At 61.2% G+C, this 18,135-nt stretch carries 5 protein-coding genes and 1 pseudogene; 5 read left to right on the top strand and 1 reads right to left on the bottom strand.

Annotated features, from left to right (window positions below; translation table 11 throughout):
* Positions 1-765 precede the first annotated feature (765 nt).
* The 3 genes and pseudogenes from AB8B29_RS16395 to AB8B29_RS16385 all read left to right on the top strand — a co-directional run.
* Positions 766-9,276 (top strand): GH36-type glycosyl hydrolase domain-containing protein, encoded by an 8,511-nt coding sequence (locus AB8B29_RS16395; protein WP_113118900.1) that lies wholly within the window; start codon positions 766-768, stop codon positions 9,274-9,276.
* A gap of 91 nt (positions 9,277-9,367) precedes the next feature.
* The gene (locus AB8B29_RS16390; protein WP_113118901.1) at positions 9,368-10,585 is read left to right on the top strand and encodes an OpgC domain-containing protein; all 1,218 of its coding nucleotides are present in this window, start codon (positions 9,368-9,370) and stop codon (positions 10,583-10,585) included.
* Positions 10,586-10,677: 92 nt separating this feature from the next.
* Positions 10,678-11,285: pseudogene (locus AB8B29_RS16385) on the top strand (porin); the annotation flags it as partial.
* Positions 11,286-11,671: 386 nt separating this feature from the next.
* On the opposite strand, the gene AB8B29_RS16380 reads toward AB8B29_RS16385, so the two are convergent.
* Complete coding sequence (locus AB8B29_RS16380; RefSeq protein ID WP_037196158.1) at positions 11,672-13,441, bottom strand: glucan ABC transporter ATP-binding protein/ permease; 1,770 nt, start codon at positions 13,439-13,441, stop codon at positions 11,672-11,674.
* A gap of 369 nt (positions 13,442-13,810) precedes the next feature.
* Between AB8B29_RS16380 and AB8B29_RS16375 the strand changes: the two genes are divergently transcribed.
* Positions 13,811-14,551 carry a helix-turn-helix transcriptional regulator gene (locus AB8B29_RS16375; RefSeq protein WP_047637921.1) on the top strand — a complete coding sequence of 247 codons (741 nt, stop codon included), beginning with the start codon at positions 13,811-13,813 and terminating at the stop codon, positions 14,549-14,551.
* A gap of 80 nt (positions 14,552-14,631) precedes the next feature.
* A complete protein-coding gene (pyc, locus tag AB8B29_RS16370) occupies positions 14,632-18,093 on the top strand; it encodes a pyruvate carboxylase (RefSeq protein WP_037195808.1) in 3,462 nt (1,153 codons plus the stop codon).
* The last annotated feature ends 42 nt before the right edge of the window (positions 18,094-18,135 follow it).

Here is an 18,135-nt window from a genome sequence, read left to right as displayed (position 1 = left end):
ATTTCCACTTCAGACAATTCCTCTCCATCCGACTGGCGGAACTTTGCCGGACAAAGAAAATTTGCCCGACCCGATGGTATACGCCTCGTGAAAACAGTAAGCTTCCCGCAAAGATGAGAGAGATTTCGGGAGGCGGCCGGGCGCAATCAGGCGTTTGGCGGCATGTAGAATGCCAAGTAACCCTTGCGCGCAGGTGCGTCGCGCTTCCCAGGCTCGAAATGAGCGTGACTTTGTCATCGCGGGATGGCGACGAGTAGGTTTTGCGGTGTCTCCGTTTCAGGCGGTAGCTCGCTTATGGTCAGCCAATCGGCCTTAATCGCTTCCGGAGCGGATGCGTCCCGAAAGGAATTTGCGAATCTTTTGAGGGGGTTCAGTTTAAGTTCATCTTCTGCGGGATATTGAGGGTTCAATATGCCGAACCATGCTGAATTTCCGCAATTGGATGAATCAGCCCAAGGAGAATGCCTCATGACCTTGATCGATTGTCGTTGACGTGTGCGGATCGCGGCCGGAACCATTTAGCCGCATATCCAGTTTCACGGACACTCCCTTTGGGATGATGGAAATCGCCATTATTCTCAAAAACCGCCCGTGAAAATCTTCGCCTCTATACGTTTGTTCTAAGCTGTCACCTCGAATTCATCCCCTTCGCCCGCCGGGAAGCGAAGCAAAAGGGTCCAGATGTGTGAATTCTTGTGTCAGGCAGGGCAAAAACGATAAAGGCGGCAATGCCACTCACTCTGTTTGGACCCAGAACCCGAATCCATGACATCTCAAAATCTCTCCACCGTTACGCCGCGCGATTCTGAAGCCAAGCAGATCGATCACAACGATGCGATCCGCGCGACCTATTTCTCCAACGAGCAGATACGGGAATGCGGCGCGACCTTCGCCCGCAATGGCGCCAACACCAAGCTGCCGGGCTTTGCACCGTTCGACTTCTTTGCGCGACACAAGGAGAACGAAAAAGAGATTCTGCGCGTCTATCGCTCTGCCAATGCCGATGTCGACGCCGGTGAATCGATCACGCCGGCCGCCGAATGGCTGCTCGACAACCACTACATCATCGAAGAAGCCATTCAGGAAGTCCGCCGCGATTTCCCGAAGAAATTCTACGATCAGCTGCAGACGATCACCCTCGGCGGCATGGTCATGCCGCGCACGATGGCGCTGGCCTGGCTCTATGTCGCACATACGCACAGCACGGTTTCCGGTCCGGGCCTGCTGGCGCTGGTCGAAGGCTTCCAGTCGGTAGAGATGCTGAAGATCGGCGAGCTCTGGGCCGTTCCGTCGCTGGTGCGATATATTCTCGTCGACAATCTGCGCCGCATTTCGAGCCGCGTCGAGCAGAGCCGTCTTACGCGCAAAAAGGCCAATGCCGCCGTCGACGAGCTGATCCGCCTCAACGACGAGGCCAAGGTCGCCGAATTCCTGAAGACACTCGAGCCCTATACGTCGGACAATACCTTCGCCACGCAGTTCCTCTATCGCCTGCGCGACGGCTCGCACACTTCAGGCCTTGCCGTCACCTGGATGGAAAAGCGGCTGACCGAAGCCGGCACCGACGCCGAAAGCGTCATGATGGCCGAGCACAATCGGCTGTCATCAGGCAACGTGACGATGGGCAACATCATCAAGAGCCTGCGCCTGATCGACGACACAGACTGGTCGGTCTGGGTGGAAGACGTCAGTGCGGTCGACAAGCTGCTGTGGGACGAGACCGACTATGCCAAGCTCGATCCGGGCTCGCGCAACAGCTATCGCCGCCGCATTGAAAAGCTTGCGCGCCGTTCCGAAAAGACCGAAATGGAGATCGCCCAGGTCGCCATGGCGATGACCGCGGCGGCGACGGCGTCCGGCGAACATGAGCCGCATGAGCCGAATATCGGCGATTTCATCATAGGCCAGCAGACGGAGAAGCTGGAGAAGGCGATCGGCTATCGTCCGCCGATATCGACGAGCTTCGTGCGCCAGTGGCGCAAGCTCAACTGGCTGGCGATCGCGGCGCCGGTGCTGTTTCTCACCGCCGTGGTGCTAGGCGTCGTCGGCTATTACATGATCCAGGCCGGCATGGGCTGGGCTGAAACCGTCATCCTGCTGCTGATGTTCTCGCTGCCGGCCTCCGAGGGTGCGACCGGCCTCTTCAATTTCGTCGTCACCATGTATCTGACGCCGGCGCGCCTCGTCGGCTACGAATACAAGGAAGGCATTCCGGAAGAAGCCCGTACGCTTGTGGTCGTGCCGACCCTGATCGGCAATCGCGACAGCGTCGACGAGCTCGTCCGCAATCTCGAGGTTCACTACCTCGCCAATCCGCGCGGCGAAGTCTATTACGCGCTGCTCAGCGACTGGCCTGATAGCCAGGAGGAAGAGAGCGAGCGCGATCTGGAAATCCTGGACTACGCCCGCCGCGAAGTGGCCAATCTGGCAGCCCGCTACGACGAGGACGGCAAGCAGCGCTTTTACCTGCTGCATCGCCGCCGTCTCTATAATCCGGCCGAAGGCGCCTGGATGGGCTGGGAGCGCAAGCGCGGCAAGCTGCATGAGCTGAACATGCTCCTGCGCGGCGACCGCGACACCACCTTCCTGCCCGGCGCCAACACGGTGCCGAAGGATGTGCAATATGTCATGACGCTCGATTCCGATACGCGTCTGGTGCGCGATACGGTCACCAAGCTCGTCGGCAAGCTGCATCATCCGACCAACCGGCCCGTATTCGATCCCGACAGCAAGCGCGTCGTTCGCGGTTATGGCGTGCTGCAGCCGCGCGTCACCCCGTCATTGACGACGGGCAAGGATGCGTCGGTGTTCCAGCGCGTTTTCTCGGTCAATCGCGGCCTCGACCCTTACGTCTTCGCCGTTTCCGACGTCTATCAGGATCTGGTCGAGGAAGGCACCTTCACCGGCAAGGGCCTATATCATGTCGACGCCTTCGAGGCCTCGCTGAAGGGCAAGATCGAGGAGAACGCCGTTCTCAGCCACGACCTGCTCGAAGGCTCGATGGCGCGTTGCGCGCTGGTCACCGACTGCGAGCTCGTCGAGGACTTTCCGATCCGCTATGAAGTCGAAGTCTCGCGCCAGCATCGCTGGGCCCGCGGCGACTGGCAGCTCCTTCCCTATCTCTTCAATCCGAAGCGCGGCGTGACCGGCCTCGGCCGCTGGAAGATGGTGGACAATCTGCGTCGTTCGCTGACGCCGATCGCCTGGTTCTTCGCATCCGTTCTCGGCTGGTATTTCATGGGAGCGCTTGCCGCGCTTCTGTGGCAGATCCTGCTGATCTTCTGCCTGTTCGTGGCACCGACGCTGTCGCTCATCAACGGCATCATCCCCCGCACCAGCGATATCATCGCGCGCGCCCATCTCTATACGGTCTGGACCGATATTCGCGCCGCCAATGCGCAAGTGGCGCTGCGTATCGTCTTCATCGCCGACGGCGCCTGCATCATGGCCGATGCCATCGGCCGCTCGCTCTACCGCGCCTTCGTCAGCCGCAAGCTGATGCTGCAATGGCGCACGGCCGCCAGCGCCCAGGCCGCCGCGCAGACGACGATCCTCGGCCATTATCGCGTCATGTGGCATGCGCCGGTGCTGGCGCTGCTGGCCCTCGCCTTCGCCTCGCTTTCCGGCGACAACGCCTTCTTCGTCGGCATTCCCTTTGCGCTGCTCTGGATGCTGTCGCCGGCGATCGCCTGGTATGTCAGCCAGTCGGCGGAAACCGAAGACAGGCTTGACGTGCCGGAAAGCGTCTCGGCCGAGCTGCGCAAGATCGCTCGCCGCACCTGGCGTTATTTCGATACGTTCGTGGTCGAGCAGCAGAACCATCTGCCGCCTGACAACGTGCAGCAGACCCCGAATGCGGTTGTGGCATCGCGCACCTCGCCGACCAATATCGGCGTCTATTTCCTGTCGATCATCTCCGCGCGTCATTTCGGCTGGATTTCCTTCGAGGAAACCATCGATCGCATGGAAAAGACCATGGCGACCGTCGAGAAGCTCGAAAAGTTCCGCGGGCACCTGTGCAACTGGTATCACACCGATACGCTGAAGCCGATGGGCGCGCGTTATGTCTCGGCTGTCGACAGCGGCAATTTCGCCGGTCATCTGATCGCGGTGTCCTCGGCCTGCCGCATCTGGGCGGAAGCGCCCTCGGCGCATATGCAGGGCAACCTCGACGGCATCGGCGACGTCGCCGGCATTCTCGCCGAGACGCTTGCCGAGCTCCCGGACGACCGCAAGACCGTGCGGCCGCTGCGCCGCCGCCTGGAAGAGCGCATCGCCGGCTTCCAGAACGCGCTCGTCGCTGTCAAGCGTGAGCATGAGTTCGCCTCCATCCGCGTCATCAACCTCTCGGTTCTGGCGCAGGATATCCAGAAGCTGGCGGGCAACCTCGATCATGAGGTCAAGTCTCCGCAGAGCGGCGAAGTGCTCACCTGGTCGCAAACGCTGGTGAAGGTCTGCGAAGGCCATATCGCCGACAGCATTTTCGATCTCGCCAACGTCGATTCGCTGCGCCAGCGCCTGACGAAGCTGCGCGACCGCATGCGCGATATCGCCTTCGGCATGGAGTTCGGCTTCCTCTATCGCCCGGAGCGGCGCCTGCTCTCCATCGGTTTCCGCGTCGAGACGAACGAACTCGATGCTGCCTGCTACGATCTGCTGGCTTCCGAAGCCCGCCTCACCAGCCTTTTCGCCATCGCCAAGGGCGATCTGCCGACCGAGCATTGGTATCGTCTCGGCCGCCAGGTCGTGCCTGTGGGGTCGCGCGGCGCGCTGGTATCCTGGTCGGGTTCGATGTTCGAATATCTGATGCCGCCGCTCGTCATGCAGGAGCGTCAGGGCGGTATCCTCAACCAGACGAACAATCTGATCGTCCAGGAACAGATGAACTATGCCAAGCGCCTAGGCACCGGCATCCCTTGGGGCATTTCGGAAGCGGCCTTCAATGCTCGCGACCATTATATGCACTACCAGTACACCAATTTCGGCGTGCCTTCGCTCGGCCTGAAGCGCGGCCTCGGCCAGAATGCCGTCATCGCGCCATATGCCTCGATCCTCGCCAGCCAGTATCGCCCGGCCGCCGCACTGGAGAATCTGCAGAAGTTGCGCAAGGTCGGCGCGCTCGGCATCTACGGCTTCCACGACGCCGTGGACTACACGCCGACCCGTGTTCCCGAAGGCAAGAAATGCGCTGTTGTCTACAACTACTATGCGCACCATCACGGCATGTCGATCGCCGCCATTGCCAACGTCGCCTTCAATGGCCGTCTGCGTGAACTTTTCCATGCCGATCCGGTGATCGAAGCTGCCGAACTGCTGCTGCAGGAAAAGGCTCCGCGCGATATTCCGGTCATGGCCGCCAAGCACGAGAGCGACCAGCCGGCCAACATCCAGGAAGATCTGCTGCGTCCGGAAATTCGCAAGATCGCCGATCCGGCCACGCAGGATCGCGAACTCGCCTTCCTGTCCAATGGTCACTACTCGGTCATGCTGACGGCGACCGGCGCCGGTTACTCGCGCTGGAACAGCCTGTCGGTCTCGCGCTGGCGCCCGGATCCGACGGAAGACCGTTGGGGCACCTTCATCTTCCTGCGCGATACCGCTTCCGGCCAATGGTGGTCGGCAACCGCAGAGCCGCGCAGTGTCGAAGGCGAAAAGGTCAAGGTCACTTTCAGCGACGAAAAGGCTGAGTACAGCAAGACCGTGGGCGACCTCACCAGCGAGGTCGAGTGCATCGTTGCGACCGAACACGATGCCGAAGGCCGCCGCGTGACGCTGCTCAACATGGGCGCGGAGGATCGCTTCATCGAAGTCACCTCCTATCTCGAGCCGGCCATCGCCAGCGACGATGTCGATTCGGGTCATCCGGTCTTCGCGCGCATGTTCGTGCGCACCGAGATCGGTGGCAAGGGCGACATGATCCGGGCGGAGCGCAACAAGCGCGACTATAACGAGCCGGATATGTCGGTCGCCCATCTGGTCGTCGACAATGCCGGCTCCGAACGCCCGACGGAATTCGAGACGGACCGCCGCAAGTTCCTCGGCCGCGGCCGCACGCTTGCCGAAGCTGCGGCTTTCGATCCGGGCGCAACGCTCTCCGGCACGGACGGCTTCACCATGGACGCCTGCCTGTCGCTGCGTCGCGTCGTGCGCGTTCCGGCCGGCAAGAAGGTCAGCGTGATCTTCTGGACGATTGCAGCACCCAGCCGCGAGGACGTCGACAAGGCGGTCGACCGCTATCGCAATCCCGATACTTTCGGGGTCGAGCTCACGCAGGCCTGGACGCGCACGCAAATGCAGATGCGCCATGTCGGCGTCACCTCGCAGCAGGCGGCAGCCTTCCAGAAGCTTGCCCGCTACCTCGTCTATCCGGACATGCACCTGCGCGCCGACGGCGCCACCGTGCTGGCCGGCCTGCATTCGCAATCGGCGCTCTGGCCGGTGACCATATCGGGTGATTTCCCGATCTTCACCCTGCGCATCAACGACGATATCGATCTCGAAATCGCGAGAGAAGCGCTGAGTGCGGCGGACTATCTGCGCTCGCGCGGCATCAACGCCGATCTTGTCATCGTCAACGAACGCACCTCGGATCACGTCCAGGAAATGCAGAGCGAGTTGGATAAGCTCGTCGAGCACGTCCGTCACAATCAGGGCGACGGGCTGCGGCCGAATATCTTCTCGGTTCGCAAGGATCTGATCGAGAACGAGACCTACCAGCAGATCCTCGCGGCCTCGCGCGTGATCTTCCACGCACGAAACGGCAAACTCGTCGACCAGATTGCCCGTGCGGCGACGCTGTTTGCCTCCTCGCAGTCCGACGGACCGGTGCCGGTCAATCGACTTGCAGTGCCGATGGCGCCGCAGAAGTCGGTCTTTGTTGCCGATGCGCTCGAAGCGCAGGACGATCTCGATTTCTGGAACGGCTATGGTGGTTTCGCCAAGGATGGCCGCGAATATGTCGTCCGGCTCGCCGGCGGACAATCGACGCCGCATCCGTGGATCAACGTCATCACCAACGAGCGTTTCGGCTTCCACGTGCCCGCCGAAGGCGGCGGTTTCACCTGGAGTCACAATTCGCGCGACTACCAGCTGACGCCCTGGACCAACGACATGGTCCTCAACCGCCCGGGCGAGGCGCTCTACGTGGCCGATCTCGATGGCAACAGGGTCATGACACCCTATGCGGGCCTGTCCCGTAACCCGAAGGTCCGGTACGAGACCCGTCACGGCCTTGGCTATTCCGTCTTCTCGAGCGAAGAGGATGGCGTGGCGCTGGAGCTGACCCAGACGGTCGATCGCGAGCGACCGGTCAAGCTCTTCCGCCTGCGCCTCAGCAACAAGGGCACGGGCAGCCGGCGGCTGCGGGTCTACAATTATGCGGAATGGGTGCTCGGCATCAATCCGCACAAGACCAAGCCCTTCATCCTCTCGTCGCTGGACGAGGGGACGGGCGCGCTGTTTGCCAACAACCCCTACAGCATCGACTATTCCAAGCGGATCGCCTTCATGGCGGCAAGCGAGGCGCATTCGAGCTTCTCGGCAAGCCGCCGCGAATTCATCGGCCGCCATGGCACGGTGCAGTTGCCGGAGGCCGTCGTCTCCGGTGCGGCACTCTCCAATTCGACCGATCTGGACGGCGATCCCTGCGCAGCTCTTGCCTTCGATCTGACGATCGGGGCCGGCGAGCAGAAGGAGATCTGCTTCTATATGGGCGACACCGCTTCGCTCGAAGAGGCGCGTGCATTGGTGGCGGATATCCGCAAGGCCGACTTCGATGCGGTGCTTTCGGCGAACCGCGGTTTCTGGGATGATTTCACCGGCCGCGTGAAGATTTCGACGCCGGACAAGGCGATGAACAACATGATCAATGCCTGGCTGCCCTATCAAAGCCTCGGCTGCCGTATCATGTCGCGCACGGCCTTCTATCAGGCGTCGGGTGCCTTCGGCTTCCGCGATCAGCTGCAGGATACGCTGGCCTTCCTGATGCATGCGCCGGAACTTGCCCGCAAGCAGATCCTGAATGCGGCACAGCGCCAGTTCCGCGAGGGCGACGTGCAGCATTGGTGGCTGCCCGGCAGCGGCGCCGGCGTGCGCACGCATATCTCCGATGACGTCGTCTGGCTGGCCTATGCCATCAACCAGTACTGCACAGTCACTAACGACAGGTCGATCCTGGACGAGGAGCTTCCCTTCGTCGAGGGTGCTGCCCTGATGCCCGGCACACACGACGTCTTCTATCAGCCGACCGTCTCTGAGGACAAAGCCAGCGTCTACGAACATGCGGCCTTGGCGCTCGATCTCGCGATCAAGCGCAAGGGCGGCAACGGCCTGCCACTGATCCTCGGCGGCGACTGGAACGACGGCATGAACCGCGTCGGCATCCAGGGTCGCGGCGAAAGCATCTGGCTCGGCTGGTTCCTGGCCGGTACCCTCACCGCCTTCCTGCCCTATGCGGAAGCTCGCGGCGACAAGGAGCGCGTCAAGCGCTGGTCGGATCATCTGCCGGAACTGCGCAAGGCGCTGGAAACGGCGGGCTGGGACGGCGGTCATTATCGCCGCGGCTATTTCGACGATGGCAGCCCGCTCGGCTCCAGCGAGAATTTCGAGTGCCAGATCGATTCGATCGCGCAGTCCTGGAACATTCTCTCCGGCGAAGGCGATAAGGCACGCGGCGAGAAGGCGATGAATGCCGTTCTCGACAAACTGGTGGACGACGACAACCGGATCATCCGGCTGTTTACGCCACCCTTTGCCAAGTCCACGCGCGATCCGGGCTACATCAAGTCCTATCCGCCGGGCGTCCGTGAAAATGGCGGTCAGTATACGCATGCGGCCACCTGGGTCGTGATGGCACTGGCGGAAATGGACCGCGGCGATGACGCCTGGCATTGCTTCGACATGCTCAATCCGGTCAACCATGCACGCGATCGTGATCAGGCCGATACCTATCGTGTAGAGCCCTATGTCGTTGCCGCTGATATTTACGGTGAAGGTGAATTGACCGGCCGTGGCGGTTGGACCTGGTACACAGGATCGGCCGGCTGGCTGTATCGCGTGGCAATCGAGGGCATTCTTGGCATTCGCGTCAAGAACGGCAGACTGTATGTTAGGCCGGCGCTGCCTTCGACATGGGACGGCTTTGGGGCGGACCTCGAACTGCCGAGCGGAAAATACCGTATTTCCGTCTCAAAAGCGCCCGATGCTGAGGGATACTCGGTCACCATAAATGATAGGGCAATCGCCCATCCCGAAGAGGGCTATCCGATCGGACAGTAGTGCTTTCCGCACTGTTTTGCTTCGACGATCGGGGCCAAAGGGGGAACTCTTTGGCCCCGATCGCATTTGATTGTCGGAACAGGAGAGTTTGATGAACTCGAGGGTGAATATCGACGCGGCTGCGGCAAAACGAATGAGTTTGCCAAAGCCTGCGGCGATGCTGCGGGACACTCGGTTGGATGTCCTCAGGGCCTTGGCCCTGATCATGATCTTCATCAATCACGTGCCGGGGCAGTTCTTCGAGCAACTGACCACCAAAAACTTCGGCTTTTCCGATGGAGCGGAAGCTTTCGTTCTGATCTCCGGAATCTCCGTCGGCCTCGCCTATGGAACGAAGTTTCTCCCCGGCAATCGGCTGGCAATGATGTGGAAGGCGGTCAAGCGCGCCTTCACCCTCTATACCGCGCATATGATCACCACCTTCGTGACGCTGGTACTGTTCATCTGCGGCGCATGGATCTTCCATCAGAAGGGCCTGTTGTGCGAGGTGAATATCCTCGCGCTGCTGATGGATCCGGGTCGTGGCATTCCGGCGCTGCTGACGCTCGGGCATCAGATCGGCTACAACAATATCCTGCCCATGTATGGCGCCCTGTTTCTGATGCTGCCGCTGATGATGCTGCTGGAGGCCAAAAATCCCCTGCTCCTGCTTCTCGTGTCCGCCAGCGTCTGGCTTGTTTCGGGCATCTATTACATCGCGCCGCACACGACACTGCTTGACGGATTCTGGTTCCTCAATCCGCTGTCCTGGCAGTTCCTCTTCGTCATCGGTTTCGTTGCCACCATGCATGTGAAGCGTGGCGGGCGGATCCTCGTTCATCCCGTGCTGATCGGGCTCGCTTCCGCCTATGTGCTCCTGTCCTTCATCTGGGTGACCGACAAGCTCTGGGTGATCGGCGATTATCTTGCGACATTCGGCCTGCCGACTGTCGTCACCGGCTTTGACAAGACGTTCCTGTCGCTGCCGCGATTGCTGCATGTGCTGGCGCTCGCCTATCTGATCATCAGCATACCGTCCTTATCAGCGCTGCTGCGGCGCTCGGCGAACCATCCGTTGACGATCCTCGGGCGGCATTCGCTCAGCATCTTCGTTGCGGGCACGATCCTTGCCATGGCCGGCCAGGTCCTTCTCTATGTGACCAACAAGAGCCCTACCGTCGGCGCGATCTATGTCGTCATCGGTATCGCCGCACAGTTCGCCTATGCCTATCATCTCGAGCACAAGCGGCTTCAGGTGGCTGGCCAACGTCCTGTGAAAGCGCCGGCCGCAGCGATTGCAATGCCCCTGCATTTCGGAAAACGCCGCTGAACGTTTTGTAGAGGCGCGCTTTATGCGCGGCTCAATTGTCTGATTTTTCTTCATAACTTTGTTTGTGATACTTTCGCGAAAGAAGTGTGACCGACTCGCAGTACAATTATTACATGGGCTATGCCGGCAACGGGTTCACGGCCATTATCTCGCTGGAAGATTCCAACTCCTCGGGTGACACCTCGTCCTATGGCGGCGCATGGCAGAGACCGGCAAGGGCAACCACTATGCTCCGGACGTCGTCCTCGGCGCTGGCTACACAACGGGTGCCTGGTCGCTGAGGGTCATCGGCGGCTATGATCCCGTCGTCGAGGAAGGTGTCGTCAAGGCCCGTATCGACGCCGGCTTCGGTGCCTTCAAGGCCTTCCTCATGGGTGGCTGGAATACGGACGGCGACAAGCTGAACAAATATGCAGGCTCCTACCTCAACAGCAACCGTTCCGCCTGCCCGACCAACGGCGCGGATTGCGGCTGGGGCGATTGGGCCTTCTGGACCGGCTCCAGCTATCAGCTGACCCCGAAGCTGCAGGCCAATGCCCAGGTGGCCTACACCGACTCGAAGATCTTCGCCGCTACCGCAAACGTCGCCTGGCGTCCGGTCAAGGATCTGCTGATCGAGCCGGAAGTCTCCCACACCGATTGGGATGCCGCCGACCGCGACCAGTGGGCCGGCGTATTCCGCTTTGAGCGCAAGTTCTGATCCGATCTCCGTTGGGCGCCGATGTTAACTCCTGGTAGCGCCCAACCGAATTGACCTCCGATCAGAAACGCGGAAAGGCCCGGTTTTCCCGCCGGGCCTTTCTTTGTTTTTGGTTGGCTGTGGCTTCTGGATGTAGGTGTCCCCCAGGCGGGGAGAGGGGATCTGTTCGTGTTTGCGGCACCTGTGGACGGGGAAAGGTGCTGACTCTGTGCGGTAAGCTCCCTCTCCCCCGCTTCAACGGGGAGAAGAGGGTTGGGGTGAGGGGCCAGGCGCAGATTGCGGTGGCATCGCGCTTGCCCGACAAACGTCGTCCGGCCGGAAGTTCGGCAGCAAAAAGCCGGGAGAGCACTGCTCTCCCGGCTTCGATCTTGGGCCCCTTGCGAATATCAGGCGGCTTCGTGTTCCGTCGTGTGCGCCTTGCGGACTTCCTCGTCCGTCAGGATGCCGCTGGCGCGCAGCAGGGCGGCAAAGCGACCGTTACTCTGGCTGAGCTCGCTGAAGCTGCCGTTCTCGATGACGCGGCCGTTGTCGAGGAAGAGGACGATATCGGCCTCGCGTACCGTCGACAGACGGTGGGCGATGATGAAGGTCGTGCGGTTCTGGCGCAGGTTGTCGATCGCCGCCTTGACCCTGTTCTCCGTTTCGACGTCGAGCGCGCTCGTGGCTTCGTCGAGCACGAGGATCGGTGCGTCCTTCAGGATGGCGCGAGCGATCGCGATACGCTGGCGCTCGCCACCGGAAAGCTTGTTGCCACGCTCGCCGACACGGGTTTCGTAGCCGCTTTCGCGGGTTTCGATGAAGTCGTTGGCGGCAGCCGCCTGGGCAGCGCGGATCATCTCTTCCTGGGTCGCGCCTTCACGGCCGAGGCGGATGTTGTCGCTGATCGAGCGGTTCAGCAGCCCGGCGTCCTGGAAGACGGTGGCGATGTAGCGGCGCAGCGACCGGCGCGTCACCTTGGTGATGTCCTGGCCATCGACCAGGATCTGGCCGCCCTGCGGGTCGAAGACGCGCTGCAGCAGGTTGACGAGCGTCGTCTTGCCGGCGCCGGTCGGACCGACGATGGCAACGGTCTGTCCGGCCTTCACCTTGAAGGAGATGTCGTGCAGGCCCTGGGAGGTGCTTGCAAAGCCGAAGGAAACGTTGCGGAACTCGACTTCGCCCTTCACGTCCTTGATTTCGGCCAGGCCAGCCGGCTCTTCGCGTTCGCGAACCGAATCTTCCAGCGTATAGAAGTCAATCAGCTTGGCGCGTGCCTCGAAAATCTGGTTGGCGAAGTTGCGCAGCTGTTCCAGACGGCCGATCAGCACGTTGGCGAAGGCGATGAAGGTGATCAGCGCGCCGAGGCTCAGGCTGCCGTCCTGGACGAGCACGGTGCCGATCATCAAGATCGCCATCATGGCAACGGTCGAGGCAGTGCGGTTCAGCGCGCCGGCAAGCGCCCACCAGTCGAGAACCGGATACTGGGCGGCAAGCAGACGTTCGGTGAACGACTTCAGCGCCTTGGTTTCGGCTTCGATGCGGTTGTAGCTATGCAGCACCGAAACGTTGCTGATCGAGTCGCTGACATGCGAGAAGACCGTGTTATAGTGGCTTTCGACCGAAGTCTGGCCGTCCTTCGTGCGGTTCATGACCATCTGGCCGATGACCCAGTAGAAGATACCGAGCAGGATGAGCACTGCCGAGAGGCGCAGGTCCATAGCCATGGCAGTCGGGACCATGACGACGAGCGCTACCGCCGTCGTCAGGTGGTTGCGCATGAATTCGAGCCACAGACCGAACAGCGCTTCGCAGGCGCGCAGCAGCGTGTTCAGCGCACTCGCCGTGCCGCGCTGGCTGTGCCAGGAGAGCGGCATGGAAATGATGCGGCTGAAGGCCTCGGTCAACAAGGACGCGCGGCGTCCATGCGCGAGACGATCCGCCTCGCGGGACACGACGATGAAGGCGACAGCGCTGAAGACGGCAAAGCCGGCCCACAGCATCATGGTCGGCGTCACTGCCTGTTTCTTGGCAATGGCGTCGAAGATGCGGCCGAACAGAACCGGTTCGTAAATGGTCGTCATCGCCAACGCGATGTTTGCGATCACGACCATCCAGACGCGGTAGCGATACGCGCCAAGATACTTCAGGGCTCTTGCATAGACTTTGAACAGCGACACGTTGGGCACCCTCTGTGCATAAGCAGAACTAGGAATGTTGCGATGCTACATATCGCTACCTGAACCGGCGATTAACGGAATCCAACGCTGTTTTTTCACGGGAATTTTCACGTGCCGCGCGCACTCGCGCGAAGGTGACGCTATCGGTCGCCGCAGAAATGTGACAATTTGAGAATGGTTTCGCCACCACGCTGTTGCGTCGCGCAAATATATCCATTCCAGATTGAAAGATAAAAATTTCGCCAAAGGCGTTCAATTTTGTGCCGAGCTGAGTATGTTGCCGGCGATCGAGCGGGTTGCGGGCTTAAGCGGATATCGACCGCAATGTCCGGCCGCCAACAATTCGGGCTGTAAAGCCAAGGGGTGCATGTGACTATCCATTCGTTATTGCAATTGCTTGTGGTCATCGAAGAATGCAAGCTTACCAAGAATGTCGTGGTCGAACTCGAGCTGGTGCTCCGCTCCTACAAGTTCGACTTCTATGGCCTGTTGAGGCAGCCGCGGCCGAATGTCGATATTGCCAACTTCATACTTGCGGGTCGTTGGCCCGATAATTGGCCGCGGACTTACGCCAGCAAGAGATATCTGCTCGTCGACCCGGTGGCGCGCCATCTCGGCCGGGCGCAGCGGCCCTTCCGTTGGCGCGATGCCATGATTGCGCTGAAGGGAGACCCTCTGCGGCGGCGGATGGAGCAGATGATGGCGGATGCCCGCGCCAACGGGCTCGTCGACGGCTATATCTTCCCTATTCACGGACGCAACGGCCTGCTTGGAAGCATGACGATCGGCGGCGATGCCGTGGACCTGTCGCCGACGGAGCTTTCCCTTTTCGATGCCGTGGCAAGAAAGGCGTTCTGGAGGCTTCTGGAGCTGCGCGACGAGGCCCAATCGCTGGAAGAAGCCGCCAAGGGCGACATCAATCTGACCAAGCGCGAAATGGAAGTTCTGAATCACCTCGCCGAAGGCATGACGTCGATCGAGATCAGCAAGCTTCTGAAAATCTCGAACCATACCGTCGACTGGTACACGAACAGCATCCAGGACAAGCTGAAGGCCCGGAACCGGCAGCATATCGTCGCGATTGCTTTCAGAAACGGACTTATTCCGTAATTGAACTTCTCGTGACAAGAAGTTAAGAATTCTCTTCGCGGGTGCAGCATTGCCCGTTTCGATGCCGTGAGGAGACTGCATTGCCCATTTCCAAAATCCTGGTTGCCAACCGTTCCGAGATCGCCATCCGCGTCTTTCGCGCCGCCAACGAGCTCGGCATAAAAACAGTCGCCATCTGGGCCGAGGAAGACAAGCTGGCATTGCACCGCTTCAAGGCGGACGAGAGCTATCAGGTTGGCCGCGGCCCGCATCTGGCCCGCGACCTCGGTCCGATCGAAAGCTATCTGTCGATCGACGAGATCATCCGCGTCGCCAAGCTTTCCGGCGCCGACGCCATTCACCCCGGCTACGGCCTGCTGTCGGAAAGCCCGGAATTTGTCGACGCCTGCGATGCCGCCGGCATCATCTTCATCGGTCCGAGGGCCGATACGATGCGCCAGCTTGGCAACAAGGTGGCAGCCCGCAACCTCGCCATCTCGGTCGGCGTGCCGGTCGTGCCCGCCACCGAGCCGCTGCCTGATGATATGGCCGAAGTCGCGAAGATGGCCGAGGAGATCGGTTATCCGGTGATGCTCAAGGCCTCCTGGGGCGGCGGCGGTCGCGGCATGCGCGCCATCCGCGATCCCAAGGATCTCGCCAAGGAGGTAACGGAAGCCAAGCGCGAGGCAATGGCCGCTTTCGGCAAGGACGAGGTCTATCTCGAAAAGCTGGTCGAGCGTGCCCGCCACGTCGAAAGCCAGGTGCTTGGCGACACGCACGGCAATGTCGTTCACCTGTTCGAGCGCGACTGTTCGGTCCAGCGCCGCAACCAGAAGGTCGTCGAGCGCGCGCCGGCGCCTTACCTCACCGACGCGCAGCGCCAGGAGTTGGCTACCTATTCGCTGAAGATCGCCGGCGCGACCAGCTATGTCGGCGCCGGCACCGTCGAATATCTGATGGATGCCGATACCGGCAAGTTCTACTTCATCGAAGTCAACCCGCGCATCCAGGTCGAGCATACGGTGACCGAAGTCGTCACCGGCATCGACATCGTCAAGGCGCAGATCCATATCCTCGACGGCTTTGCCATCGGCACGCCGGAATCGGGCGTTCCGAAGCAGGCGGATATCCGCCTCAACGGCCATGCCCTGCAGTGCCGCGTGACGACCGAGGATCCCGAGCACAACTTCATTCCGGATTATGGCCGCATAACAGCCTATCGCTCGGCCGCCGGCTTCGGCATCCGTCTCGACGGCGGCACGGCCTATTCCGGCGCCATCATCACCCGTTTCTACGATCCTCTGCTGGTCAAGGTGACGGCCTGGGCGTCTACGCCTGCAGAGACGATCGCCCGCATGGATCGTGCGCTACGTGAATTCCGCATCCGCGGCGTGGCGACGAACCTGACCTTCCTCGAAGCGATCATCACCCACCCGAAATTCCGCGACAACAGCTATACGACCCGCTTCATCGACACGACGCCGGAACTGTTCCAGCAGGTCAAGCGCCAGGATCGAGCGACCAAGCTGCTTACCTATCTTGCCGACGTCACCGTCAACGGCCATCCCGAAACGCGCGGCCGCCCGACGCCCTCGCCGAAGGCGGCAGAGCCGGTCTTGCCCTATATCGACGGCAAGGTGCCTGACGGCACCAAGCAGCTGCTGGACAAGCTCGGTCCGCAGAAGTTCGCCGAATGGATGCGCAATGAAAAGCGCGTGCTGATGACCGACACGACGATGCGCGACGGCCATCAGTCGCTGCTCGCCACCCGCATGCGCACCTATGACATCGCCCATGTCGCCGGCACTTATGCGCGGGCGCTGCCGCAGCTGCTGTCGCTGGAATGCTGGGGCGGCGCCACCTTCGACGTTTCGATGCGCTTCCTCACCGAGGATCCGTGGGAGCGCCTGTCGTTGATCCGCGAGGGTGCGCCGAACCTGCTTTTGCAGATGCTTCTGCGCGGCGCCAACGGCGTCGGCTACACCAACTATCCCGACAATGTCGTCAAATACTTCGTACGCCAGGCGGCCAAGGGCGGCGTTGATCTCTTCCGTGTGTTCGACTGCCTGAACTGGGTGGAGAACATGCGCGTGTCGATGGATGCCGTTGCCGAGGAGAACAAGCTTTGCGAGGCGGCGATCTGCTACACGGGCGATATCCTCAACTCCGCCCGCCCGAAATATGACCTCAAGTACTATACCGATCTCGCCGTCGAGCTGGAAAAGGCCGGCGCTCATATCATCGCGCTGAAGGACATGGCCGGCCTGTTGAAGCCGGCTGCCGCCAAGGTGCTGTTCAAGGCGCTGCGCGAGGCGACCGGCCTGCCGATCCACTTCCACACGCATGACACGTCAGGCATTGCCGCTGCGACGGTGCTGGCCGCCGTCGACGCCGGCGTCGACGCGGTCGATGCGGCAATGGATGCACTGTCAGGCAATACATCGCAGCCCTGCCTCGGCTCGATCGTCGAGGCGCTGAAGGGCACGGAGCGCGATCCCGGCCTCGATCCCGAATGGATCCGCCGCATCTCCTTCTATTGGGAGGCTGTGCGCAATCAGTATGCTGCCTTCGAAAGCGACCTCAAGGGACCGGCTTCCGAAGTCTACCTGCATGAAATGCCGGGCGGACAATTCACCAACCTCAAGGAACAAGCCCGCTCGCTTGGCCTCGAGACCCGCTGGCATCAGGTGGCGCAGGCCTATGCCGATGCCAACCAGATGTTCGGGGATATCGTCAAGGTGACGCCGTCTTCCAAGGTGGTCGGCGACATGGCGCTGATGATGGTGAGCCAGGATCTGACGGTTGCCGACGTCGTCAGCCCGGATCGGGAAGTCTCCTTCCCTGAATCCGTCGTCTCCATGCTGAAGGGCGATCTCGGGCAGCCGCCGTCCGGATGGCCGCAAGCATTGCAAAAGAAGGCGCTGAAAGGCGACAAGCCCTATACTGTACGTCCGGGCTCGCTGCTGGCCGAAGCTGATCTCGATGCCGAGCGCAAGGCGATCGAGACCAAGCTGGAGCGCAAGGTCGATGACTTCGAGTTTGCCTCCTATCTGATGTATCCGAAGGTCTTTACCGACTATGCGTTGGCCGCCGACACCTACGGCCCCGTTTCCGTGCTGCCGACACCAGCCTATTTCTATGGGCTGAAAGAAGGCGGAGAGCTGTTCGCCGAGATCGAACGCGGCAAGACGCTCGTCGTCGTCAACCAGGCGATGACGACGACCGACGACAAGGGCATGGTGACGGTGTTCTTCGAGCTCAACGGCCAGCCGCGCCGCATCAAGGTGCCGGATCGCGCCCATGGCGCTTCCGGCAGCGCCATCCGCCGCAAGGCGGAAGCGGGCAACTCAGCCCATGTCGGCGCGCCGATGCCGGGCGTCATCTCCACCGTCTTCGTGGCCCCCGGCCAGGCCATCAAGGCCGGTGATGTGCTCGTTTCCATCGAGGCCATGAAGATGGAAACGGCGCTGCATGCGGAGAAGGACGGCACCATCGCAGAGGTGCTCGTGCGCGCCGGCGATCAGATCGATGCCAAGGACCTGCTGGTCGTCTACGGCGCCTGATCGTCGCTGATGAAATAGGGAAGGGGCGACTCTCGGGCTCCG

It is taken from the genome of Rhizobium sp. 11_C7_N12_5, assembly GCF_051811145.1.
Classification (GTDB): domain Bacteria; phylum Pseudomonadota; class Alphaproteobacteria; order Rhizobiales; family Rhizobiaceae; genus Rhizobium; species Rhizobium lusitanum.
This window is presented reverse-complemented; position numbering and strand designations above follow the sequence as displayed.